Origin of the sequence: Proteus sp. G2609, from assembly GCF_963896135.1 — a bacterium.
Taxonomy (GTDB): Bacteria; Pseudomonadota; Gammaproteobacteria; order Enterobacterales; family Enterobacteriaceae; genus Proteus; species Proteus mirabilis.
Genome location: NZ_CAWQNB010000039.1, coordinates 63,589 through 88,515 on the forward strand (window position 1 = coordinate 63,589; position 24,927 = coordinate 88,515).

The 24,927-nt window shown below is 37.0% G+C and carries 22 protein-coding genes; 6 read left to right on the forward strand and 16 right to left on the reverse strand.

The window, feature by feature from the left end; translation table 11 throughout:
- Nucleotides 1–127 precede the first annotated feature (127 nt).
- Nucleotides 128–1,018, reverse strand: a complete 891-nt coding sequence (locus AACV01_RS12535; protein ID WP_046334745.1) for an NAD(P)H-hydrate dehydratase — start codon at nucleotides 1,016–1,018, stop codon at nucleotides 128–130.
- A 290-nt stretch (nucleotides 1,019–1,308) separates the two neighbouring features.
- On the opposite strand from AACV01_RS12535, the gene AACV01_RS12540 reads away from it, so the two are divergent.
- From AACV01_RS12540 to AACV01_RS12555, 4 genes are all read left to right on the forward strand, one after another.
- Complete coding sequence (locus AACV01_RS12540; protein WP_036905633.1) at nucleotides 1,309–1,530, forward strand: DUF2594 family protein; 222 nt, start codon at nucleotides 1,309–1,311, stop codon at nucleotides 1,528–1,530.
- A gap of 278 nt (nucleotides 1,531–1,808) precedes the next feature.
- The gene (locus AACV01_RS12545; RefSeq protein WP_004248202.1) at nucleotides 1,809–2,171 is read left to right on the forward strand and encodes a hypothetical protein; all 363 of its coding nucleotides are present in this window, start codon (nucleotides 1,809–1,811) and stop codon (nucleotides 2,169–2,171) included.
- Nucleotides 2,172–2,388: 217 nt separating this feature from the next.
- Nucleotides 2,389–3,366, forward strand: coding sequence for a porphobilinogen synthase (gene hemB / locus AACV01_RS12550; RefSeq protein WP_004243210.1), 978 nt, complete (start codon nucleotides 2,389–2,391; stop codon nucleotides 3,364–3,366).
- A 154-nt stretch (nucleotides 3,367–3,520) separates the two neighbouring features.
- Nucleotides 3,521–3,985, forward strand: a complete 465-nt coding sequence (locus AACV01_RS12555) for an HIT family protein (RefSeq protein ID WP_004248203.1) — start codon at nucleotides 3,521–3,523, stop codon at nucleotides 3,983–3,985.
- An 85-nt stretch (nucleotides 3,986–4,070) separates the two neighbouring features.
- Here AACV01_RS12555 and AACV01_RS12560 read toward each other — a convergent pair whose 3' ends face one another.
- The 5 genes from AACV01_RS12560 to betI all read right to left on the reverse strand — a co-directional run bounded on the left by AACV01_RS12560 (nucleotide 4,071) and on the right by betI (nucleotide 10,790).
- Nucleotides 4,071–5,348: a cytosine deaminase gene (locus tag AACV01_RS12560; protein ID WP_004243212.1), complete on the reverse strand. Its 1,278-nt coding sequence runs from the start codon at nucleotides 5,346–5,348 to the stop codon at nucleotides 4,071–4,073.
- Entirely contained in the window at nucleotides 5,338–6,588 is a 1,251-nt protein-coding gene (codB, locus tag AACV01_RS12565; RefSeq protein WP_004248204.1) for a cytosine permease, read from the reverse strand. The genes AACV01_RS12560 and codB overlap by 11 nt, the downstream gene beginning before the upstream one ends.
- 386 nt (nucleotides 6,589–6,974) lie before the next feature.
- Nucleotides 6,975–8,642 carry a choline dehydrogenase gene (gene betA / locus AACV01_RS12570; protein WP_017827792.1) on the reverse strand — a complete coding sequence of 556 codons (1,668 nt, stop codon included), beginning with the start codon at nucleotides 8,640–8,642 and terminating at the stop codon, nucleotides 6,975–6,977.
- 45 nt (nucleotides 8,643–8,687) lie between these two features.
- Entirely contained in the window at nucleotides 8,688–10,163 is a 1,476-nt protein-coding gene (gene betB / locus AACV01_RS12575; RefSeq protein ID WP_004243216.1) for a betaine-aldehyde dehydrogenase, read from the reverse strand.
- A 24-nt stretch (nucleotides 10,164–10,187) separates the two neighbouring features.
- Nucleotides 10,188–10,790, reverse strand: coding sequence for a transcriptional regulator BetI (gene betI / locus AACV01_RS12580; RefSeq protein ID WP_004248206.1), 603 nt, complete (start codon nucleotides 10,788–10,790; stop codon nucleotides 10,188–10,190).
- Between the two features lie 209 nt (nucleotides 10,791–10,999).
- Here betI and AACV01_RS12585 point away from each other — a divergent pair, with 209 nt between their 5' ends.
- Together AACV01_RS12585 and AACV01_RS12590 are read left to right on the forward strand one after the other, a co-directional pair.
- Entirely contained in the window at nucleotides 11,000–13,042 is a 2,043-nt protein-coding gene (locus AACV01_RS12585) for a choline transporter (protein WP_004248207.1), read from the forward strand.
- A gap of 259 nt (nucleotides 13,043–13,301) precedes the next feature.
- The gene (locus AACV01_RS12590) at nucleotides 13,302–14,459 is read left to right on the forward strand and encodes a pyridoxal phosphate-dependent aminotransferase (protein ID WP_161683011.1); all 1,158 of its coding nucleotides are present in this window, start codon (nucleotides 13,302–13,304) and stop codon (nucleotides 14,457–14,459) included.
- A gap of 60 nt (nucleotides 14,460–14,519) precedes the next feature.
- Here AACV01_RS12590 and AACV01_RS12595 read toward each other — a convergent pair whose 3' ends face one another.
- The 10 genes from AACV01_RS12595 to oppC form a co-directional block, all read right to left on the reverse strand.
- Nucleotides 14,520–15,077 (reverse strand): fimbrial protein, encoded by a 558-nt coding sequence (locus tag AACV01_RS12595; protein WP_004248209.1) that lies wholly within the window; start codon nucleotides 15,075–15,077, stop codon nucleotides 14,520–14,522.
- A gap of 18 nt (nucleotides 15,078–15,095) precedes the next feature.
- Nucleotides 15,096–16,034: a fimbrial protein gene (locus tag AACV01_RS12600; protein ID WP_020945751.1), complete on the reverse strand. Its 939-nt coding sequence runs from the start codon at nucleotides 16,032–16,034 to the stop codon at nucleotides 15,096–15,098.
- Nucleotides 16,035–16,117: 83 nt separating this feature from the next.
- Nucleotides 16,118–18,721 carry a fimbria/pilus outer membrane usher protein gene (locus tag AACV01_RS12605; RefSeq protein ID WP_161683013.1) on the reverse strand — a complete coding sequence of 868 codons (2,604 nt, stop codon included), beginning with the start codon at nucleotides 18,719–18,721 and terminating at the stop codon, nucleotides 16,118–16,120.
- A 33-nt stretch (nucleotides 18,722–18,754) separates the two neighbouring features.
- The gene (locus AACV01_RS12610; protein ID WP_004243223.1) at nucleotides 18,755–19,447 is read right to left on the reverse strand and encodes a fimbria/pilus periplasmic chaperone; all 693 of its coding nucleotides are present in this window, start codon (nucleotides 19,445–19,447) and stop codon (nucleotides 18,755–18,757) included.
- A 24-nt stretch (nucleotides 19,448–19,471) separates the two neighbouring features.
- Entirely contained in the window at nucleotides 19,472–20,014 is a 543-nt protein-coding gene (locus AACV01_RS12615; RefSeq protein WP_046334742.1) for a fimbrial protein, read from the reverse strand.
- A gap of 61 nt (nucleotides 20,015–20,075) precedes the next feature.
- Nucleotides 20,076–20,636, reverse strand: coding sequence for a type 1 fimbrial major subunit FimA (gene fimA, locus AACV01_RS12620; RefSeq protein ID WP_004243225.1), 561 nt, complete (start codon nucleotides 20,634–20,636; stop codon nucleotides 20,076–20,078).
- Nucleotides 20,637–20,876: 240 nt separating this feature from the next.
- The gene (locus AACV01_RS12625; protein ID WP_012368005.1) at nucleotides 20,877–21,212 is read right to left on the reverse strand and encodes a helix-turn-helix domain-containing protein; all 336 of its coding nucleotides are present in this window, start codon (nucleotides 21,210–21,212) and stop codon (nucleotides 20,877–20,879) included.
- Nucleotides 21,213–21,999: 787 nt separating this feature from the next.
- Nucleotides 22,000–23,007, reverse strand: coding sequence for a murein tripeptide/oligopeptide ABC transporter ATP binding protein OppF (gene oppF / locus AACV01_RS12630; protein ID WP_004243227.1), 1,008 nt, complete (start codon nucleotides 23,005–23,007; stop codon nucleotides 22,000–22,002).
- Nucleotides 23,004–23,993, reverse strand: a complete 990-nt coding sequence (locus AACV01_RS12635) for an ABC transporter ATP-binding protein (protein WP_004243228.1) — start codon at nucleotides 23,991–23,993, stop codon at nucleotides 23,004–23,006. The genes oppF and AACV01_RS12635 overlap by 4 nt, the downstream gene beginning before the upstream one ends.
- Before the next feature lie 7 nt (nucleotides 23,994–24,000).
- A complete protein-coding gene (gene oppC, locus AACV01_RS12640; protein ID WP_004243229.1) occupies nucleotides 24,001–24,909 on the reverse strand; it encodes an oligopeptide ABC transporter permease OppC in 909 nt (302 codons plus the stop codon).
- Between the last annotated feature and the right edge of the window lie 18 nt (nucleotides 24,910–24,927).

The following is a 24,927-nucleotide window of genomic DNA, read 5'->3' on the forward strand; positions in this document are numbered from 1 at the left end:
CCATTTGCCTTAATAGTATCGCAATAACCTCAAGATTACTGTGAGTCAATTAACTAAAACCAACCTAATATCAATTATCAATCGGCTTTAAGTATTAATGAGTTACTACAAAAAATAAACTACTCAGTTAAAATAAATCAGCGCTGTGCTGTTGGTGGGTTGCCCACATTTGGTTGCGAACCGCACGGATGGTATCAATAAGCTCTGATGCGGTTAATCCTATTGGCCCTATTCCTTGTTTTATTAATTGGTCTGCGGCTATACCATGTATCCATACGGCACTCGGCACAGCCTCTGCGATTGGCATACCTTGTGCTAAAAAACTTGCCATGACACCGGTTAATACATCACCGCTCCCTGCTGTCGATAATCCACTGTTCCCTGTTGTATTTACTGTGATATTTCCTTGAGGTGAAGCAATCACCGTTCCTTGTCCTTTCACTATGGCCCAGCAATGATATTGGCGTGTAATTTCTATTGCTGCTTGTTGACGGTTATTTTGAATATCAGCAACATCACAATGAAGTAAAGTTGCGGCCTCTTTCGGATGGGGCGTTAATACACAATTAGCGGTTAACTTAGTGTTAATATGCGATAAGTTTAATTGAGCCAATAACACCAGCGCATCGGCATCAAAAACATAAGGTATTTTCTCGTTACGTTGTGCTAGTACTGTAGTCAGCAATTGTTCCGAATCAGGTGAAAGCCCTAAACCACAGCCAATCGCCCATGCTGATATTTGTGGTTGTTCTAATAATGTTATGGCTGTTTGTAGCATCAGTTCGGGTGCACTATCAATAAAAGGCAGTGGCAATTGTGGTTGTGCAAAGCCCAAAAAGACTTTACCACACCCTGCTTTAAGCGCACTTTTTCCCGCCAAAACAATCGCACCACTCATGCCTTCTGAGCTGCCGATAATGGCTAATGTACCAAAAGTGCCTTTATGTGTATTTCCCATATTTCGCTGAGCGAGTGCAGGATAGTGAGATATTGCTTGTAATAGTTGCTCTCTGTTCATCTATTATTCCTCATATTCCTCACCTTTTATTGCTGAGTGTTTATTTTTATATCAAACCGCATGAAACGGTAATGGGTAATTTAAAGTATAGCGTGATATCGATGACATAATCATAATAAGAGTGTGCTAGCGGAAATGATTTCTTATCTACTATTTGTTTATTCGTTTTATTCATTTATTTCTTTTATGGGCGGTAAGAAAAGCTATTCATACCAGATGAATACAATGTTATTCTGTTACTAGGCATTATTTTTAGGTTAATAAACAAACGATATAAAGGGAAATTCACCATGAATGAGAAGTTTAAAACACAAGCAGATGTTGAAACATTAGCGCAAGAAGTTGCATGCCTAAAAACGCTTGTGACTTATATGTTAAAAGCATTAGGTCAAGCAGATGCTGGACGCGTTATCTTAAATATTGAGCGAGCTATTTCCGAAGTTGCTGATGAACAACAAGCAGAAACCTTCCGCAACACATTAAGCCAAATTAAAACAGCTTATCGTCAATAATGATATTGACGTCATCAAAGTGCAATTGCGCATGATTTTAATTTATTGTCGCTTCTTTTTGTGCTGCACAAATAAGCAAAAAGTAAATCTGAAAAGTCTATATACTTAATTCCGAAATAAACCATTCTTTATTCATTTAACTGCCCCTCTATTGTTATAGAGGGGATTTTTTTATCTGTAATAAATAACTAATGTTAATCCTATTCTGATTTAACGCTATATGGGTTTATATGTTACACTTACAGTGTACGCACCAAAAATAAACCATGAGGCTTATAATGAAACCACTTCTGTTATCCCTGCTTTTACTTCCTGCTGTTGCATTTGCTAACCCAAGTAAAATGGCTGAAGATTATTGCAATACATTCAAAGATATCTCAGTAAAAGCTTATGATACTAATGAAGCGCCTGAGAAAATCGCCAAAGACGCATTAGCAACATTGAAATCTCAAAACTTTGATTTTGCAAAACTAGATGCAACGGAAGCTGATTTTTCTAATGGCACCGTTGAAGTTGTTAAATCTTTACGTGATGCAAAAGCAGAAATTGGTTCACGTGAAGAGTTCCAAGAAGGCTTAACGCAAATTGTTGCTGCATGTAAAATTCAAATGGATTCTGTTTTACAAGAGCAGAAAAAATAATCCATTGACTGCCTTAAATGATTAAGCGCAGAGTCCAAGGAGCAGAAATAATCCTGCTCTTTTTTTATTAAAACTCCCCTATTTCATTTCTTACGTTTAACCCTGCTAACTTTTCCCTGCCGCTATTTATTGTGCATGATAGTATCTATCTATTGCTATTAAGGTTTATAATACTTTAGTAAATAATCATTAGAACTGGCCATAACAAGGAGATATTGTGAGCAACGAACAATCCATCCAGCGATTAAGAAGACTACGCCAGTCAGAGAACCTGCGCGCGCTGTTTCAAGAAACGACACTCAGCAAAAATGATCTAGCCCTACCTATTTTCGTTGAAGAAGGCTTAGAGGATTATCAGCCGATCAAAAGTATGCCAGGTGTGGTACGTATTCCTGAAAAACGCCTTGCTTATGAAATTGAGCGTATCGCTAAAGCGGGTATCAAAACGGTCATGACCTTTGGTGTCTCACACCATCTTGATGAAACAGGTAGCGACGCTTGGAAAAGCGACGGTCTAGTTTCTCGCATGTCTCGTATTTGTAAAGATGCTGTACCAGAAATGATTGTTATGTCAGATACTTGTTTCTGTGAATATACTTCACATGGGCACTGTGGCGTTTTACATGGTGAACATGTCGATAATGATGAAACTATCCATAATTTAGGTCTACAGGCGGTTGCCGCCGCACAAGCTGGTGCTGATTTTATTGCTCCCTCTGCCGCAATGGATGGTCAAGTTGCCGCTATTCGTGCTGCCTTAGATAAAGCAGGATTTACCGATACCGGTATTGTTTCCTACTCAACTAAATTTGCCTCTGCATTATATGGTCCATTCCGTGATGCTGCTGGCTCTCGCTTAATTGGTGATCGTAAAACATATCAAATGAATCCGATGAATCGTCGGGAAGCTATCCGCGAATCATTGATTGATGAGCAAGAAGGTGCGGATATGTTAATGGTTAAGCCTGCTGGTGCTTATTTAGATATTATTCGTGATGTTCGTGAACGTACACTATTACCGTTAGCAGCCTACCAAATTAGTGGGGAGTATGCGCAAATCAAATTTGCTGCATTAGCGGGTGCTATCGATGAAGATCGCGTGGTAATGGAAACACTAGGCTCCATTAAACGCGCAGGTGCTGATTTAATTCTCTCTTACTTTGCGCTTGATTTAGCAGAAAGAAATCTACTTTAATCACCCTTGTATCTAGATGACAAGTGAATAGATCACTAGGAATCTTCAGTATATGACTAACCCCACCACTAAAAACATGGCGGTTAGATACGCTAAATACTTCAAGTTATAACGATAATTTGAAGTATTTTTCACCCTATATTATGAGGCGACTATGGATAACTGTATTTTCTGTCAAATTGTAGCGGGAAAAGCACCTTGCCATAAAATTTGGGAGGACGAACATCATCTTGCGTTTCTTTCAATCTTCCCTAATACCAAGGGTTTTACGGTTGTTATTCCGAAAAAACACTATCCAAGTTATGCTTTTGATTTAAGTGATGAAGCCTTAGCGTTATTGATCATTGCCACTAAAAAAGTGGCAAAAATCCTAGATAAAACATTCTCAGATGTGTCACGCACGGGGATGTTTTTTGAAGGTTTTGGCGTTGATCATGTTCATAGCAAACTCAGCCCAATGCACGGTACGGGTGATATGACAAAATGGGCGCCCATTGAAAACAAACAAAAGATTTTCTTTGATAACTACCCCGGCTATCTTTCATCTCATGATTTTGAGCGCGCAAATGATGAGGAATTAGCGCAATTAGCTGCGCTTATTCGCCAAAATAGTCAGTAATTAATCCAGCCATAATAAACTAATAGCAATAACGGATAAGCATTTATTACTTATCCGTTATTAGTTAATATTGCACAATTATTCTTTATTTATACGTAATTGGTGTTGGCTTAGCTAACATAATTTCTGTCTTAGCCGGCTCGGTTTGTGCAATCACTTTACCGTGACGAATAGAGTAACGTACAGGGACTTGACGACGTAACGCATCAAAACCATTTTCAGCAGGAAGAATAATAAAGTTAGCACTATTACCGACTTCCACACCATAATCCGTTAATGCTAATGTTTTTGCACTATTATGACTGATAAGTTGTAATCCATTATCAATTTGCCCATAGCCCATTAACTGACAAACATGTAACCCCATATGCAGCACTTGTAGCATATTTGCTGTACCTAATGGATACCATGGATCAAAGACATCGTCATGACCAAAGCAAACATTAATACCACTCGCTAACATCTCTTTGACACGGGTGATCCCCCGACGTTTTGGATAACTATCAAAACGCCCTTGCAAATGGATATTCACTAATGGATTGGCTACAAAATTAATGCCTGACATTTTTAATAAACGAAATAAACGCGAAGTATAAGCGCCATTATAAGAGTGCATAGCGGTTGTATGACTTGCTGTCACCCGTGAGCCGATATTTTCTTTATGTGCTAATGCAGCAACGGTTTCAACAAAACGCGATTGTTCATCATCAATTTCATCACAATGCACATCAATAAGTCGATCGTATTTCAGCGCTAATGCGAAGGTTTTATGTAGTGACTCCACGCCATACTCACGGGTAAATTCAAAGTGCGGGATTGCCCCCACAACATCCGCACCTAATTTCAAGGCCTCTTCTAATAATGCTTCACCATTAGGGTAAGATAATATCCCTTCTTGGGGAAATGCCACAATTTGTAAATCAACCCAAGGTTTGACTTCTTGTTTGACTTCTAACATGGCTTTTAAAGCCGTTAACGATGCATCAGAAACATCAACATGGGTTCTTACATGCTGAATACCATTGGCGATTTGCCATTGTAATGTTTGCCACGCCCGTTGTTTAACATCATCATGGGTGAGTAATGCTTTTCTTTCTGCCCAACGCTCAATACCTTCAAATAAGGTTCCTGATTGATTCCAGTTTGGCTGTCCTGCTGTCTGCGTGGTGTCTAAATGTATATGAGGTTCAACAAAAGGAGCGTGAACCAATCCACCTTGTGCATCTAACCCTTGGGGATGAAAATCGCTTTGTGGTTGTGGCTCAATGGCTGCAATCTGGTTATTTTTAACTGTAATGCGCCATAAACCTTCTTTTCCAGCTAAACGAGCATGATTAATTTGTTCTATATTTTTACCCAGCATGACTTATCTCCGCTTGTCGAGCTGTACGACGATTTAATATTGGATTTAATACCGCGTAACTGATTGCGCCACCTAATACGGCATTAACAGGTACGATCCCTGGTAACCAGTGACCGGCAGCAATACCGATAGCCACAGCAAGTAAGGCTACCCAGTTCACATTTTGCATCTTGTCAGCGTTGAATTGATTATACCGCGCTCTATTCATCAGATAATCTGCAATAATAACGCCACCTACAGGGGGGATCGCCGCGGATAGAAAGGTTAACCAACCAACAAAATTATTATAAAGCCATAGCGCACACAATGTACCGATAATGCCATTAACCACAGATAACTTTTTACTCGATAACCCTGTGATATTGGCAAAACCTAACCCTGATGCATATAACGCATTATCATTGGTCGTCCAGATATTTAAACCTAATACAATGATCGCCGGCAGTAATAAACCTTGCGCTATCATCACATCGGAAATATCCGCCATGCCTAATGATGCCGCTCCCGCAGCACCAAAGACAAACATCAAAGTATTTCCTAAGAAAAAAGCCACAATAGCGACAATCACGGCAATTTTAGGGTTACGTCCAAAACGAACAAAATCCGCCGTTAATGTACCGGCACTGATAAAAGAGCCTACCACCATGGCAAGGGCTAAATTAAAATCGAGTTGTTCGGCAGGCTTCACTGCCATTAGTGTATTAAGCCCTCCCATATCATGTACCGCAAGATATACAGAGTAACTTCCTAGGATAGCAATAGCAGGAACCGCAATAATGGAGAGAATAGTTAATGCAGAGATACCAAAAAACACAGTGATAGTCATTAAAATTCCTGATATCGCAATCAGGAGATTAATATCAATCCCCGTGGCTTTACCAACGGGAATAGCAAACATCGCAACACCGACACCAAACCAACCGACTTGTGTACCACCGAGTAAAAATGAGGGGAGCCAAGAGCCTTTAATACCAAAAGAGTAACGAGCAAGAAGATGAGTGGTGAGACCTGTTTTAGAACCAATAAAACCAAGAAATGCGGTGTAAATACCAAGGAGAAGATTACCGATAAGAACTGCGAGGAAGAAATCATTAAAGGAGAGACCAGTACCAAGAGCGCCGCCAGTCCACATACTGGCTGAAAAAAACGTTAATCCCAACATCACAAAGGTTAACGCTAATCCACCCTTTCTTGCGGATATGGGCACCGGGCCCTGACTATAATTGTTGTCCTGAGACACTTTAACCCCCTATTCATTTCACCAGGCCAAAAAATCTGACGCATTCTATCGGCATAAAAATTTTATGCAAACGTTTTCGTACTCTGTTTATGATAATTAATGGGATCGGTGATAGAAAAAAAATTGATATATCTCACATCAATCCTGATGTTATGGTTGTTTTACTTGAGTCACTCGACTTATTTAAAATGATTGTGAAAAGGAGATTGCTTTAGAAATATTTATGATAACAATGGAAGGTTCATAATCATTTAATTATGAAAAAATACATAAATAATATTTAATAAAACTTAAAAAAATAAAATAATAACGAAAAAAGAAGCTTTACTTTCAGTCACAAAAAAGAGGAATTTTCATTCCTCTTGACTATTGTTTTGATAAGTTAATTAATTTCTTCTGGCAGGTGAATGACCAGCAACATAGTAATCTGCTTGGCTTGCTGGCAATGGTTTAATGCCTTTAATTTTATCTGCCATTTTTTCAGCAATCATAATGGTTGTCGCATTTAAATTGCCAGTAATTATATTGGGCATAATGGAAGCATCAATAACTCTTAAGCTTTCTATACCATGAACGCGTCCGGCACCATCTACGACGGCCATTTCATCATTTCCCATTTTACAACTACCACAAGGGTGAAATGCTGTTTCTGCCCGTTCACGTACAAAAGCATCCAGCTGTTCATCCGTTTGAATATCTTTCCCCGGACTAATTTCTTCACCGCGATAGGGATCTAATGCAGGTTGCGCCATAATTTCTCTCGTGATACGAATAGCAGCCCTAAACTCTTGCCAATCTTGCTCTGTTGACATGTAATTAAACAAGATGCTTGGATGCTGATGCGGATCTCGTGAGGTTATTTTTATACGTCCACGACTGGGTGAACGCATCGACCCCACATGAGCTTGAAAACCATGCACTTCCACTGCATTACTGCCATTATAATTAATCGCCACTGGTAAAAAGTGAAACTGAATATTTGGCCAAGCAAACTTTTCACTTGAGCGAATAAAACCCCCTGCTTCAAATTGATTGCTCGCCCCAATACCCGTTCCTTTAAATAACCACTCGGCACCAATTTTAGGTTGGTTATACCATTTTAACGCTGGATAAAGTGAAACGGGTTGTTTGCATTCATATTGCAGATACATCTCTAGATGATCTTGCAAATTCTGCCCCACGCCCGGTAAAACATGTACTGGTGAAATATCAAACTCGTTGAGAACATCTTCTGGGCCGACACCTGAGCGTTGTAAGATTTGTGGTGATGCAATCGCCCCGGCACAAAGCAGTATTTCTTTACGTGCTTTCACATGCTGTGGCGTGGTATTCGTTCCTTTAAAATAGCGCACACCACTTGCTTTTTTACCCTTAAATTCAATAATATCGGTTGTAGCATGTGTCTCAATAGTTAAGTTTTTGCGCGATTTAGCTTGGTCAAGATAGCCCCGTGCCGTACTGGCTCGACGCCCATGGGGGGTTACCGTTCTATCCATAGGGCCAAATCCTTCTTGCTGATAACCATTGAGATCGTCAGTTCTAGGATATCCAGCTTGTACACCGGCTTCGACCATCGCATGGAATAAAACATTATTCCCCTTTTTCGGGGTAGTCACACTAACAGGCCCACTATCACCATGATAATCATTAGCCCCAATATCTCGGGTTTCTGCTTTACGAAAATAGGGTAAGCAATTTAAATAATTCCAATCTTCAAGGCCGGGTAATTTGGCCCACTCATCAAAATCCATCGCATTACCACGAATGTAACACATACCATTAATGAGTGATGATCCTCCTAATCCTTTACCTCGACCGCACTCCATGCGGCGGTTATTCATATGTGGCTCAGGCTCTGTTTCATAAGCCCAATTATAGCGTCTACCCTGTAACGGATAAGCTAATGCTGCTGGCATTTGTGTGCGAAAATCGAACCTGTAGTCCGGTCCTCCAGCTTCAAGGAGCAGCACAGTAACATCAGGATCTTCTGTCAAGCGGGTAGCAAGAACGTTACCGGCTGAACCAGCACCGATAATAATGTAGTCATAGACCATTGTTATCTCCTCTGTTTCAGTCATTAAAATTAAAAATAGAATGGATTAAAAAACGGATGAAAACTCCCCAAGTTCAACTTGAATAGATTTGATTTGAGTGTAATTTTGTAGTGTGACAAGCCCATTTTCACGGCCAACACCGGAATGTTTATAACCACCAACAGGCATTTCTGCTGCAGATTCACCCCAAGTATTGATCCAGCAAATTCCGGCTTCTAATTGATGTATAACGCGATGTGCCGTTGTCAGATCTCGAGTCACCAAGCCTGCGGCTAATCCATAGACACTATTATTGGCGCGTAAAATAACTTCATCTTCTGTTTGATAACTTAAAATGCTCATTACAGGGCCGAAGATTTCGTCCTGCGTGATTTTCATATCATCAGTACAATCGGTAAATACCGTTGGCGCCACATAAGCCCCTTTCGCCAATGCACCAGCGAATAAACGTTCACCACCACAAAGTAGTTTTGCACCTTGAGCTTTACCTAACTCGATATAGCTTAAAACTTTTTCAAGATGAGGGAAGCTGACTAATGGTCCAAAGTTGGTATCCATTTCCAGTGGTGAACCAACGCGAATACGAGAGACACGCTCAATGATTTTAGCTTCAAAAGCTTGTTTTAACTTTTCTGGCACAAATACGCGTGTTCCATTGGTACATACTTGTCCTGAACTATAGAAATTAGCCATCATGGCGATATCGGCTGCGGTATCAAGATCGGCATCATCAAAAATAATTAACGGTGACTTACCACCTAGCTCCATAGTGACATCTTTTAAGCTTGATGAAGAAGCGCTCGCCATCACTTTTTTCCCAGTATCGATCCCCCCCGTAAATGAGACCTTAGCGATATCAGGGTGCTGCGTTAGCCATTGCCCTACAGTGGCATCACCCGTTACCACATTAAATACCCCTTGAGGCAAGCCCGCTTCAGTATATATTTCAGCCAATTTTAATGCCGTTAATGATGTCATTTCACTCGGTTTAAAAATCATCGCATTACCTGCTGCTAATGCAGGTGCTGATTTCCATAACGCAATTTGAATTGGATAATTCCATGCACCAATGCCGGCAACAACACCTAATGGCTCACGACGGGTGTAAACAAAAGCGCTGTCACGTAGTGGGATCTGCTCCCCTTCTAGGGCAGGAATAAGACCCGCATAGTATTCCAATACATCAGCACCGGTGACAATATCGACATAACGTGTTTCAGACAGGGGTTTACCGGTGTCTAACGTTTCTAAATGCGCTAACTCATCATTACGTTCACGTAAAATATCCACGGCACGTCGAAGAATACGGGAGCGCGCCATCGCAGGCATGGCAGCCCATATTTTTTGTCCTTGCTTTGCACTTTCTACCGCCCAATTAATATCTTCTTCACAGGCTGATTGTAAATGTGCAATCACCTCACCTGTAGCAGGATTAATTGCGGCAAATTGTTCACATTCAGGTTGTGCGCAATCAACATATCCACCATGAATATAAAGCTTGTGTAACGGTGGGTTTTGCATATTTTCTCCTTTATAGTGAGTAAGTTAAGTCTGTTTATCCTGGCAAAGATTAAGTTGCATATCGATATACTCATCAGTAATTTTTTTTGCTTCTGCTAACGAAAATGGCTCCTCGCTAAGGGCACTACGTAGCCATAAACCATCGATTAAAGCGGCCAAGCCTTTGGCGGCTAAGCGTGCTTTATCTTTTGTTAACGCACGTCCAAATTCATAACAGAGATTAGAGTACAAACGTCTATCATTAACTTTTTGTAAACGATGCAAATTAGGCTGATGCATGCTACTTGCCCAAAAAGCCAGCCAAGTTTTCATCGCGGTTTCACTGGTTTGTGACGTATCAAAGTTACCATCGACAATGGCTTGAATACGCAATTTAGGCTCAGCATCGCTTAAAATACGTAATCGCATTGCGACGGCAAAACCTAACTGATATTGGATATGGCGCATTGCCGCTTCCAATAAACCATTTTTATCACGGAAGTAGTGGCTTATAATGCCATTAGATACCCCGGCCTTTCGTGCAATTAATGCAATGCTGGCATCTTGCATTCCGACCTCATTAATCACCGCTAATGTCGCCTGAATTAATTGCTGTTTACGTATCGACTGCATCCCTATCTTCGGCATGTTTTCAAGACCTAAAAAATACATTGAACACTTTTATTAAACGTTTTTTTAATTGAACATTCAATCAATATTAACTATTGTTTATCACAATTAATTCACAAATGACATAAGGAGCAGATCGTGAAAATTTGAATCTTTGCATATAAATCAATTGATTAGCAAAGAATGCAACTTTTAACTTTTAGATGAATAAATTTTTGGAATTTCTGATGACAACTCTTAATAGCTCAAAAAAACCACAGAAAGACAAGCTCAATTCTGTTGTTTTTTTCGCTTCCGCAACGCTGATTTTAGCGTTCTCTTTTTTCACTATTTTAATGACAGATACCGCCAATGCGTGGATCATTAAAACACTAGGTTGGGTATCAAAAACCTTTGGTTGGTACTATTTATTAGCGGCAACTTTGTACATTGTTTTCGTTATTTTCGTTGCCACATCTCGCTTTGGTAATATTAAATTAGGCCCAGAACAATCAAAGCCTGAATTTAGCGTATTAAGCTGGTCTGCTATGTTGTTTGCTGCGGGGATCGGGATTGACTTAATGTTTTTCTCAGTCGCTGAGCCTATTACCCAATATATGCTACCGCCTACTGGCGAAGGTGAAACAATAGAAGCAGCCCGTCAGTCGATGGTGTGGACATTATTCCACTATGGCCTGACGGGCTGGTCTATGTATGCACTGATTGGTATTGCACTCGGGTATTTTAGTTATCGTTATAATTTACCCTTGACCATCCGCTCTGCACTTTATCCTATCTTTGGTAATCGTATTTATGGCCCCATCGGTCATACTGTCGATATTGCTGCCGTATTGGGTACTATTTTTGGTATTGCCACCACCTTAGGTATTGGCGTAGTACAACTTAATTATGGATTGAAAGTTCTCTTCGATTTACCGCAAGGGTTAGGTGTACAAGGTGGTTTAATTCTACTTTCCGTAATTATGGCGGTGATCTCAGCCACATCAGGCGTCAATAAAGGCATACGTATTCTTTCAGAATTAAATGTATTACTCGCTTTAGGGTTAATTTTATTTATCCTATTTGCTGGTGATACTGAATTTTTATTAAATGCGTTAGTACTTAATGTCGGTGATTATGTAAATCGATTCTTAGGAATGACACTAAATAGCTTTGCTTTTGATAGACCGACGGATTGGATGAATAGCTGGACACTTTTCTTCTGGGCTTGGTGGGTTGCTTGGTCACCTTTTGTGGGCTTATTTTTAGCACGTATCTCAAGGGGGAGAACTATCCGTCAATTCGTTATAGGCACCTTGATCATCCCTTTTGTATTCACGCTATTATGGTTGTCTATCTTTGGTAATAGTGCACTTTATGAAGTGATCCACGGTAATCAAACCTTTGCTGAAACAGTATTAGCCTCACCAGAAAAAGGCTTTTATTCTCTACTTGAACTCTATCCGGGATTTGGTTTAACCGCTTCCGTAGCGACTATTACAGGATTACTTTTCTATGTAACCTCGGCAGACTCCGGTTCATTAGTTTTAGGTAATTTCACTTCTCAACTGAGTGATATAAATAATGATGCCCCAAATTGGCTGCGCATATTCTGGTCTATCGCTATTGGTCTATTAACATTAGGTATGTTAATGGCAGACGGGGTTTCTGCTTTGCAAAATACCACTGTTATTATGGGATTACCTTTTAGCTTTGTTATTTTCTTTATTATGGCAGGACTATATAAGTCATTAAAAGTAGAAGATTTTAGACGCGTCAGTTCATTAAACACCAATGCGCCAGCACCTCTTTATGGTAACACCACCATGAACTGGAAACAGCGTCTAGGTCGAGTGATGAATTTCCCAGGTACTACCTATACCCAACGGATGTTAGATTTAGTTTGTACCCCAGCGATGCAAGATGTGGCTAATGAGCTGTCATTACGTGGTGCAAATGTCTCGTTTAATCTTTACCCGTTGGAAGAAGAGCCTCGTTTAAACCATTTAGAATTAGTGGTTGATTTAGGCCAAGAGCAACATTTTATTTATCAAATATGGCCACAAAAATATTCAGTACCTGCATTTACTTATCGTGCTCGTCGAGGTAAATCCCATTATTACCGGCTAGAAACCTATTTATGGGAAGGTTCACAGGGTAACGATTTAATGGACTATACCAAGGAGCAAGTGATCAGTGATATTCTCGACCAATATGAAAAACACTTAAACTTTATTCACTTAAGTCGTGAAGCGCCCGGTGCAACATTAACATTTCCAGAATCAAATTAATTAGCGACTGAGCTATCTTATCTCTCAAGGGAACCCGTTTTATCGGTTCCCTTTTTTATTAGCCTGCATCACACACCTCATGCAATACATCGCTATTTTCTGACTTTATTTCATATTGACATGCTTAAGCTAATTCCTAAAAACTGACCTAACAGTGAATAAATAATCAAAATTAAAACATATTTATTTACTTATTGTGTTTTTTTAGTAATCTACATAAACAATAAAAATGTAGAATAATTTACTTGGGAAACATCACATGAATCGTCGTTCATTTTTAACATCATCAAGCTTAGTGATCGGGGGACTTTCATTAAGTTCGTTTGTTAGCGCTGCCTATGCCGCAGAAACTTCAAACCCTAAACAGCTATTTAATGCAGAAAATCCTTTACTGTTAAACTTTAATGAAAACTCGCTAGGCATGTCATCCAATGCCAAACAGGCGATTATTGATGCACTTCCCCATGCTTTTCGCTATCCAGATGATGCGCGAAGCACACTTATCAGTGCATTAGGTGAAGAATTTAAGCTATCAGACAAACACATCACTCTAGGTAATGGCTCCTCTGAAACCATACAAGCAGCCGTACAATATGTGGCTAATAAAGCGCAAAAAGCAGGTAAAACAGTACAACTGATTGTGCCTGATCCAACGTTTAATTATGCCGAACTTTATGCTGAACCTTTAGGTGTTAATATCGTAAAAGTGCCGGTTGATAACACATTGGCTTTTGATTTAACCGCCATGCAGAAAAAAGCACAAGCATTTGATGGTATTAGCATGGTATATCTGTGCAATCCTAATAACCCAACCGCAATGCTGACACCAACAGCGGCATTAACAAATTGGATCACCTCAGCAAAAGAAAATGTCTTTTTTATTATTGATGAAGCTTACGCTGAATTTGTGACAACACCTGAATTTACCAGTGCGATAGCATTAGTTGCTCAAGGTTATAAAAACTTGATTGTTACCCGTACATTTTCAAAAATTTATGCATTAGCTGGATTAAGGGTAGGCTATGGTGTGGCAGCCCCTGAGGTAATTAGTGAAGTAGATAGTTTCGTTTCTATTGATAATACCAATACTGCCGGTGCTGTTAGCGCATTAGCCTCGTTAAAAGATCACGCTTTTGTGGCATATAGTCGCAAGTCAATTGATGTATCACGACAAATGGTGGTTGATACTTTAAACGCCTTAAATATCGAGTATGCACCTTCTCACGCCAACTTTATTTTTCATAAAGTCAAAGGTGATGTGAAAACTTATCAAGAGAGAATGAAAGCGGCAAATATTATGGTAGGACGTGAGTTTCCTCCCGCATTAGGTTGGAGCCGTTTGACCTTAGGAACCCCTGAGGAGATGAGTTATTTTGTCGCGACATTAAAAGAATTTAGAACTAAAGGATGGATATAATCCTCTACAACCAATAGTTATAAATGTATTTAAAAGGGAACGACACAGTTCCCTTGTTATTTACAGATATTCTAAAGAAAATAATACTTCACCATTTGCACTTCCCCCAACTACGTCCTTATTAGTTGCGATATATTGCGCATAAAAATCGAGAGAAATATTATTAGTTGTCTCTACAGGGTAAATCATACTACTTTTTCCCGGTAATATTTTATTCTGATTTTTATCTAAAATAGCAATACCTATATTTTGAGCCGCATTTTTTTCTGCCAACTTAAACAAGGTACTATCCTTACTGTCAGTATCACCACTAAACATTACTTTTACACCGCTAGTAACAATACTGCAATCAGTTAAGTTAAGTGTAAACTTTACTGGCTCTGTTGTATTTTTTTGCTGAAAATCTTTTGTTCCCCAAACCCCTAAGTCAACAAATTTATTTAGCGAATCAGGGCTGACTCTACAAGTATTTGCCACAATGTTCGCTTTTATAACAATATTTGTATTAGCTAATTCTGCTGTTGCATCTTTAGTAAAAAATACTGTATATCCGCTAAAAAGTAGCATTCCCCATAATAGAAAGCGCATTATTTTTCTAGTATGTAATAACTCATTCATGATATTAGCCTATTAAAATTAAGGGAAATCAACTCTTAGAAAGCCACTTGATGTGACAGCGCCTTCAGTTGGTGTTTTTCCATCAATACTTACGGGATAAACATTAATCGTGACATTAGCATCAGCATTTTGGTTGAGTCTGAAAGGAATAAAACTTGATAAATCATTAGGTGTTAATTCAGATCCACTTGAATTAGCAACCACAAAGCCAACACTTTTATTATTAGAAACAATAGCATTACCTTGAACTGAATCTGCTTGTAATCGCATTGTTAAATCAGCACTGGCATCTATATTGTCACATTGAATACTTAAGTTTCTAGAAACCGTATTAACTCCTTCGGCTTTTTTCCCTGCTACTTTAAAACTTGATGCAGGAATATTGTCAAAATCAATATTCAACACTTGCCCTGAATTAATAACGCAAGATTGTGGAACTGTCATTGAAAGATTTAAAAATAGCTTTGTAATGATAGTTTGTTTAGTTGCACAATTCTGTGGTTGGCAAAAACCAAATTCGCCTACAAAAATATTTTTTACATAGGTACCAGAAATAATAGCCTTGTCAATTTTTATTCTGGTTTGATACTTTCTTACAGAAACGACGCTTTCTTCGTTTTCAGTATAAGTACGGGCACCACAAGTAGAGCTTAGCGTAGGTACATTATAAGGGACATAAATTGTTCTACAATTATTAGTCATTCTTAACGCAACAGAAATATAGTCATCTATCTTAGAATAAATCCAGTCATTATTGCTGGTATTTGCACTAGGAATATTACCATTGGAATATGTCGCCCATGTTTGCGCTTGCCCCGCATTCCATCTTAATGTAATTCGATTGGACAAAGTAATATCAGAAGCATCTTTAGTAACACCGACTTTATTTTCCGTCTTTGATAGTTGTCCACTAAGCGTGGAATATTCATTCGCATTACAACCACTGACACAGCTCACAGCGACTGCATTATTTGAAATAATGGCTATTATTGTAAACAATACTATTCTAATCATAATAAAATCCGTAAATATGCTTGTTTTTAATATTGGCATGTGGAAGAAATAAAATAGATACCTTTTTCTTTTGATGACTTCTCATTAATTTGGTAATCAAATATACATTGTTGATCAGCCATTTTTCCCCATTTTGCTTTTAGCCTACCAACAGGTGCTAAACCAGAGATAAAAACATTCCCATTATCGCCAACAATACCACTTACGGAACGCTCTTCATCAACAACCATCGCACCGAAAGGTATAATAGCGCCATCTTTTTTGCTTAATGTAACCATTGCTCGATAGCCAATATTCGTTTTAAAATTAGCTTCAACCAATGCCCCTTTAGTAGGAACTACATTAATAATCGTATTTTCTAATTCAATATTTTCTTCTAATGAATTAACATCTAATGAAACTCGATTATTTTTATATGTTGAAGCAAACGGTAAGACGGCATAACCTTTATTATCAGTTAATATACCATTTGCATTTTCTACTTTAATATTATTAGCATCATTTGCTTTAATAAGAATATTGGTATCCCCTAAAGGTTGAGTTAAAGTAATACCTCCTGCATGAGCAACAACACCACCATTTAAACTATAATTAAACTCATGCCAATCATTACTATAATTATATCCGCTACCTATATTAGCATATTTACCTTTATAATTAGCATAAACCATTCCTGAATAACCAGAACCATTATGCGTATATCCTTGTTGAATATTATAATTTAAATTATTGTCTTCAAGGAGAGTTCCTGTTAGTCCCACTTGATTGACCCAAACATTGTCATCGCTTCTATTCATTGAGTAAACAGCATACATACTATTTCTACTTGAATGTAAGTCACTTACAGTTTGTTGGTTAAATACATCATTAAGAGGAATTGATATATTAAAAGCTACATTTTTATTATCACCACGCATACCCGGTGATTTTAATTTCGATAAACTAAGACTATAATTTATCCTATCAATATTAGCATTATAACCCAGTTGCCATAACTGTTCAGTTTCAGTTGTGCGCCAATAGTTTTGGTAAGAGCCTAAAATATACAAAGAACTATTATTGGTAATTTGCTGATTTATATTAAGTTGAAACCTCCCTTTTTTAGAATAATTTAAATTATAGTAGTTAGATAAGTTATCCTCATCTCTTATTATTCCATTATCTGTTACTATTTCACGCCCTGCCATTTTTTTATAACTAACTTCATTTAGGGTATAATAGCCTTGCGTTGAATATCGATACCCCATTATTTGAAAGTTAGTGCCTGTGCTATTAATCGATTTAGCATAAAGTAATCGGAATGACTGCCCTTTTTTATGCTCATCGTTTGGCAATATACTATTCGCCTGTATTACATCTGCTGATATCGCCCCAAAGGTGCCTAGATTACCACCTAAACCAATCGCATAGGCTTGATAATTATTTGAAAATTGGCTTCCTCCATATAACGTCATATTATAAGGTAAGCCATATACTAAACTTAATTGACCAAAATTAGGTTTATCTTGATAATCTGCTCCGCTACGAAATTCCCCTCCAATCAATTCGTATTTTAAGCGTCCTTCACGTTGTAAAATAGGCACATTTGAATAAGGTACAACAAATTGTGTAATTTTACCGTTATTCTCTTTGATTGTGACATCTAAATTACCGCTACTTGATGTGGCATAGAGATCTTTTATTTCAAATGCACCTGGAGGTACAGAAATTTGATAAATAACAAAACCATTCTGCTTGACTGTAACAATAGCATTGCTATTCGCAATACCCTTTATCGTAGGTGCAAATCCTCTCATGCTATCAGGCAACATATTATCATCAGATTCTAGCTTAATCCCTCTAAAACCAAGACTATCAAAAATGGTTCCATTAGAAAAAGAGTCACCAAGGGTTAATTCTGCACGTAATGGAATAATAGGTTTTTGTACATATGTTCTTATATTTCTCCATTTATTTTGCTTACTTTCACCACTAGCATAGTTCCATGAACTTTCATTTCTAAATCGCCATGAACCAAGATTAATACCAGGATTTAAGTTTAAAAAATAATTATTATTATCAACGTTATCCTTAAAGTTCTTACTATTTCTTCCTGTGAAATTATAATTTAGTAAAAACGCATTAATTCCATTATCCCATTTTTCAGGTGGGATAAAGCCACGAACATTATTTTTAAACATTATTTGTGGAATACTTAAAAATAATTTTTGTCCTTCAAAATCGAATTTAACACTTGAGTTTTCTATTTTATCTAAAATATTCTCACAAGTACTATCTTTACTTTCTACCTCTTCTGATTTCTTTTTGCTATTTTCAGTTAAAGTTACTCCAAAATTTGTCAAAGTTTTATTATCTATACAAGGTAATAAACCTGTATCATCGGATGATGCATCGCTTTCATAAAATATTAAATTTTTTGTTTCAACATATTCATCGTTTACATAAATTTCTACTGAATACATTCCTTCAGGTTGGCCTTCACCTTTATCAAATCGAGATAAATCTGCTACTTCATGATCAATATTTGAAATTAAGTTAGGATTAAAAAAACTATCCGCATACACCACACCAGAAAAGCATGTACCTAAAAAGATATATAAATTAAAACATATAGTTTTAGATTTTAGCATAATAAAGCCTTATCATTAATGAATGTTATAGCATTACTTACCAATCTGTTTCGTTACTTTGGGTGTACTAGCACCATAATCATTAATAGTTTGATAAGATATTTGACTATAGTTAGGCTTGCTGACTTTAATCATTACTGTTCCCATAGGAGGAACCATAATACTATTTAGCTGTTCATTATCAGCTTCTAAATTAATTAATGTCGCATAATAAGGTGAAGGATTATTTACTATTATGTTTCCTTGTGATTTTTTAAACTCAAGACTATTAGGTACATCCTCTATGTTAAAATTTAATCCTTGAGGTCTAATAAAAATTTTTATTCTAGATAATACTGCTAGCTGTAATATATTTTTATCTTTTATTTCTTCTCGCTCAATTTCAGGGATTGCTTTTGTATTTAACCAGAACAAACTTTCTCTATCATTTGGTAATGCCTTACCAGCATAAATTATTCTTAGCTTGTTTTCACTTTCTGGTTTGCTGACAAACAGTGGTGGTGTAACAATAAATTCATTACTTTTTTGATCTTGGCTATCATCAATCCATGATTGCACTAAAAAGCGTAATCTTTTATCTGTATTATTAAGAGTAATTGACGTCTGTTTTGCATCCATAGGATAGACTATGCGTGTTGCAGCTAATGCAACACCTCCCGCATATGATAGCGATGAAAAACTGAAGAGAAAAAATAACGCAATAAAGTGTTTAGATATTAAATGCATATTAACCTCAAATGATAGGTTTATTTATTGATAATTGAAAACAAACCAAACTACGCTGTCAGCTTTTCCACCGATAACGTTTTCTTTCGTTGCCAGATAACTTGCTTTAAATTTTAGTTTTAATTCATTCTCTTCAATAAATTTATACTTATTGAATTTATTAGGAATAATTATTTCACCTTCATCATTAAATAATGCAACACCTAATCCTGAAGCTGAATTTTGTTGATCGGTGATGCTAAATAATCGTTTATCATTATTGTTTACATCACCTATAATAATTATACTGACTTTATCCGTAATACTTTTATTACATCCCATTAATTTAATAAAAAATGGAATTTTTATAGATTGACTTCCTACTCCATGAAATTGGTTACTACTAATAACACCAAGATCAACAATTTGATATTCACTTTCAGAAGATACTGTACAAGCAGGCTCTACAATTCCCCCTTTAAAAGTCACAATACCATCGTCTAAAGAAATATTTTCCCTGTCATTAGAATAGGCTGTAAATGAAAGAGTAAAAAATAGGACAATAGAATATATTAAACTATATTTCATATTTCCCTCGATATAAAAGTATGACCTTTATCAGGTCATACTTTAAATTAATCCAATTTATTTATTCATATTGCATTTTGAAAGTTACATCAGCATCAGCATGACCAGGGGTAACGGTATCTAATGTAGATTTATAACGTGCAACAAAGTTAAGTGTATTTGATCCATCAATTAACTGTTTTGCTGTAGAAAAAACAGAGCCGTCTGGTGGTAACACTTTTCCTGTATGGTCTGTAATTTCAATACCAACGCCCGTCGCAGCACCCGCACCACCTGTTGTAATGTTGCTTACAGCTAATACTGTTTTATCATTTGAATCACTTACACCTGAAAATGAAACTGAGGCATTCTGTGCGACAGTCGTATCACAAGCTTCTAAATTGATATAAAAATCAGTATTACCAACTGTTTTCCCTACACTATCAAATTGTGCGGTACGATATTGTCCAATATTAACAGTTTGATCTATTGATTTTGTACTAACAACACATGCAGCATTAACAATTTCTCCAGTAAAATTAATTTTACCACCATTAACAATAGTCGCTGCAGAAGCAACACCGCTCAGTGATAAAACAGATACTGTAAATAGAGCTTTAACTAACATCTTTTTTTTAAGCATTGACTTTTCCTTTTACATTACAGGTAAATATACACAACAACTTCACTTATAAATTAAAATAGTAAATCTATATTAGATAACAATATTTGAATCCATATACTAATTATATGATAAAGCGTTAACTGCCTTAATAAGGGTAATTTAATAAACATTAAATAAATAGGATTTTAATTTTAAATAAAATCCCTATTAATTAATTCATTGATATACTTGCCACCAATAATATTATTTATCTTACATTTAAATAATATTCTCAAAGAATGGAATATTATTATCAGAATCATATTTTATTTTATATTTTAATGTGATAACTCTTTTGGAAACCTTTTCAAAGAAATCACTTATTGAAATATCAAATATATTTAGTATGTGAAAAAGTATATCAATAGGTATTTTATTTATTCCTCGTTCATAACGAGAAATTTGTTGTTGAGAGATATTCAATAATTTTCCTAACTCAGCCCCCGTCATAGAATTACGTTGCCTTAAAAGAAAAAGTTCATATCCAATCGAATGACAAAATATTTTTCTTTCTGAAATATATTCAAAATTCAATGAGAAATTATTTATTTCCAAAATTCACTTCCTCAACTGTATTTGCATTTAATTTACTTTATGAGATTAATAAAATCAATTATTCAAAAATTTCTAACGAATTAAAAACCTCATAATAAAACACTAAATAAGAGTAGGTAAATATACTCATTTTATTTGTATCAGGGAGTTAATTGATTATCTAATTTGAATAGTCGTTTTAAGGCAGTGATTAATTCTAAAATTACGGAAAAATAGACACAAATAAGACATAATAATCTATTAATAAAAACATATTAAATTTTTATTAATTTTTAATAGAAATATTTTTTATTGTTTTTGCCTACTGTAAAACCAAGGGTTAGTACAAAACTTATACTTTTTGTTTCAAATGTTATTTTAACAAAGTTACAATAATAAGTTTTATTAATGATTACGCCTTTATATCTCATCCTAAAAATTTTTACTTGATATAAATTAATATTTATTTATTTTTTTGGTACTGATATTTGTAATTAGATAAGTTTTTTTAACCATTATTTTATATTATTAAAAAATAATATTTTTATAACTATAAAAACTTTTGATATTAAAATTACAAACTGATAGAAACAAAATAACTTATTGATAATAAATGATTTTTATTATTACCAACACTTTCATATTTAAAAAAATGATAATATCAAATAGAAAATAAATTTTTAGAAAAAATCTATTACAAATAAGTTTATTTGAATATTAAATTTTTGAGCCATATGCTTTATATATAAAGAAAAAGGGCCTGAATAAATTCAGGCCCTTTTTCCTATTAATATAATTTTATTATTTATTAAAGCGGATCGACTTTTAAACAAGATACCGCATGGCGGAAACTTCCCTCTAATAAGGGGCGCGTTTTAGCACATTCTTCATCAGCCATCGGACAACGTGTACGGAAAATACAGCCTGATGGTGGATTAATTGGTGAAGGAAGCTCTCCTTCTAACAAATCAATATGCTTGTTACGCTCTTTATCCGGATCAGGAATAGGCACCGCTGACATCAATGCTTTGGTGTAAGGGTGTAATGGGTGATGATAAACTTCATCATAAGTCCCCAATTCCACCGCATGACCTAAATACATCACTAAGACACGATCTGAGATGTGTTTCACTACCGCAAGATCATGCGCAATAAAGATGAGCGATAATCCCATCTCTTTTTGGATATCTTTCAGTAGATTGACTACCTGAGCTTGAATAGAAACATCCAGTGCCGATACAGGTTCGTCACAGATAACCAGTTTTGGCTCTAAGATCAGTGCGCGAGCAATACCAATCCGTTGACACTGTCCACCAGAAAACTCATGAGGATAGCGGTTAATTAAGTTTGGTAATAACCCGACTCGCATCATCATCGCTTTGACTTTCTCAACCACTTCAGCCTGTTTCATTTTCGGATGATAGGTTTTTAGTGGTTCAGCAATAATATCGCCAATCGTCATTCTTGGGTTTAAGGAGGCAAGTGGATCTTGGAATATCATCTGAATATCTTGACGAACATCGCGCCACTGTTTATTGCCCATGCCTAATAAGTCATTGCCTAACCAAGTGACTGTACCACCCGATGCTTTAACTAAGCCGATAATGGCACGCGCAAAAGTTGATTTGCCACAACCTGATTCCCCTACTACACCTAAGGTTTCACCTTCGTATAAACGTAAGGTAACGCCATCAACGGCTTTGAGGCTTTTTTTAGGTTGCCAGAACCACTGTTTATTATCTTGTACATCGAAATAAACTTTTAGATCGTTAACTTCGAGGATCACTTTTCTATCTTGTAAGGTGGCTTGGCTCATACTAACTCCTCCGCCGCTTTAAAACAGGCTCGTAATCTTCCCTGAGCAAATTGTGTTAATTGAGGTTCACTATTCAAACACTGCTCTGTTGCATATTGGCAACGAGGCTGGAATGGGCAACCTTTAGGTAAACGCAATAAGTTAGGAGGATTACCCGGAATGGTCGCCAAACGTTCATCTTCACCATCTAAACGAGGTACTGCTTGCAGCAACCCAATAGAATATGGGTGTGATGGTTGGTAGAAAATATCTCGCGCATTACCATATTCCATGGTTCGCCCAGCATACATTACCAGTACTTTGTCGCAAATACCCGCAACCACACCGAGATCATGGGTGATCATGATAATGGCTGTATTAAGCTCTTTTTTTAGCTCGTTTAGCAGTGTCATGATTTGTGCCTGAACAGTCACATCCAGTGCCGTTGTTGGCTCATCAGCAATTAATAGTTTTGGCTTACATAATAGTGCCATCGCTATCATTACCCGTTGGCGCATCCCACCAGAGAACTCATGGGGATACATGCCCATACGTTTATGGGCTTCGGGCATTTTTACTGCATCAAGCATGCGAACTGATTCCGCATATGCATCATTTTTACTCATACCCTTATGAAGCATAAGCACTTCTATTAACTGAGTGCCGACTTTCATATAGGGGTTAAGTGAGGTCATTGGATCTTGAAATATCATGGATATTTCTTCAGCACGCATTTTGTTTAATTGACTTTGGCGTAAGTTTAAAATTTCACGACCATTAAAATGCGCACTTCCAGCAGTACGACCGTTTTTAGCTAATAATCCCATTAAGGCGAACGCAGTTTGCGATTTCCCAGAGCCAGATTCACCGACAATTCCTAAGGTTTCCCCTGCAGATAGCTCAAAGTTGAGTTTATTTACTGCGGTTACATCCCCATCTGGAGTACCAAAGGTGACACAGAGATCTTTTACACTTAACAATGGCTTATTTGTTGAATTTGTCATCATGTTCTCCTTAACGATCTTTCGGATCTAACGCGTCACGTAAACCATCACCGATAAAGTTAAAGCAAAACAAGGTGACAACTAAAAATGCAGCAGGGAAAAGTAATAACCAAGGAGAAACTTCCATTGAATTTGCACCATCACTCAGTAGTGCTCCCCAACTACTTAATGGCTCTTGTGTGCCTAATCCTAAGAAACTTAAAAATGATTCAAATAAGATCATGCTAGGAACCAGTAATGAAGCGTATACCACAACAACACCTAATACATTCGGCACGATGTGTTTAAGGACGATATTACGTGATGACACACCACAGACTAACGCCGCTTCAATAAACTCTTTACGTTTTAAACTGAGTGTTTGTCCCCGTACGATACGAGCCATATCGAGCCAAGATACCATGCCGATGGCAACAAAGATCAGTAAGATATTTTGCCCAAAAAAGGTCACCAGTAAGATAACAAAGAACATAAATGGGAAGGAGTTTAATATCTCCAGTAAACGCATCATCACTGAGTCAACGCGCCCACCAATATAACCTGCCATCGCGCCATAGAGGGTGCCAACAATCACCGCGACAAATGCCGCTGCAATACCTACCATCAGTGAAATACGTCCACCAATTGCTACACGAACTAATAAGTCACGTCCTGATGAGTCAGTGCCAAAATAGTGCGCAGAGGCAAAATCAGGTGGCATTGACATCATTTCCCAATCCGTATCGTCATAAACAAAAGGCGATAACATGGGGGCGAAAATGACAAAAAGTAAAATACAAAATAGTAGTACTAGGCTGGTGATCGCCGCTTTATTGTGCATAAAACGACGACGGGCATCTTGCCATAAACTACGACCTTCAACATCTAGCTGCTCCGAGAAATTCCCCAGAGCTTCGCTATTTTCTTTCATCGATAACATAACGTGCTCCAGTCTCTA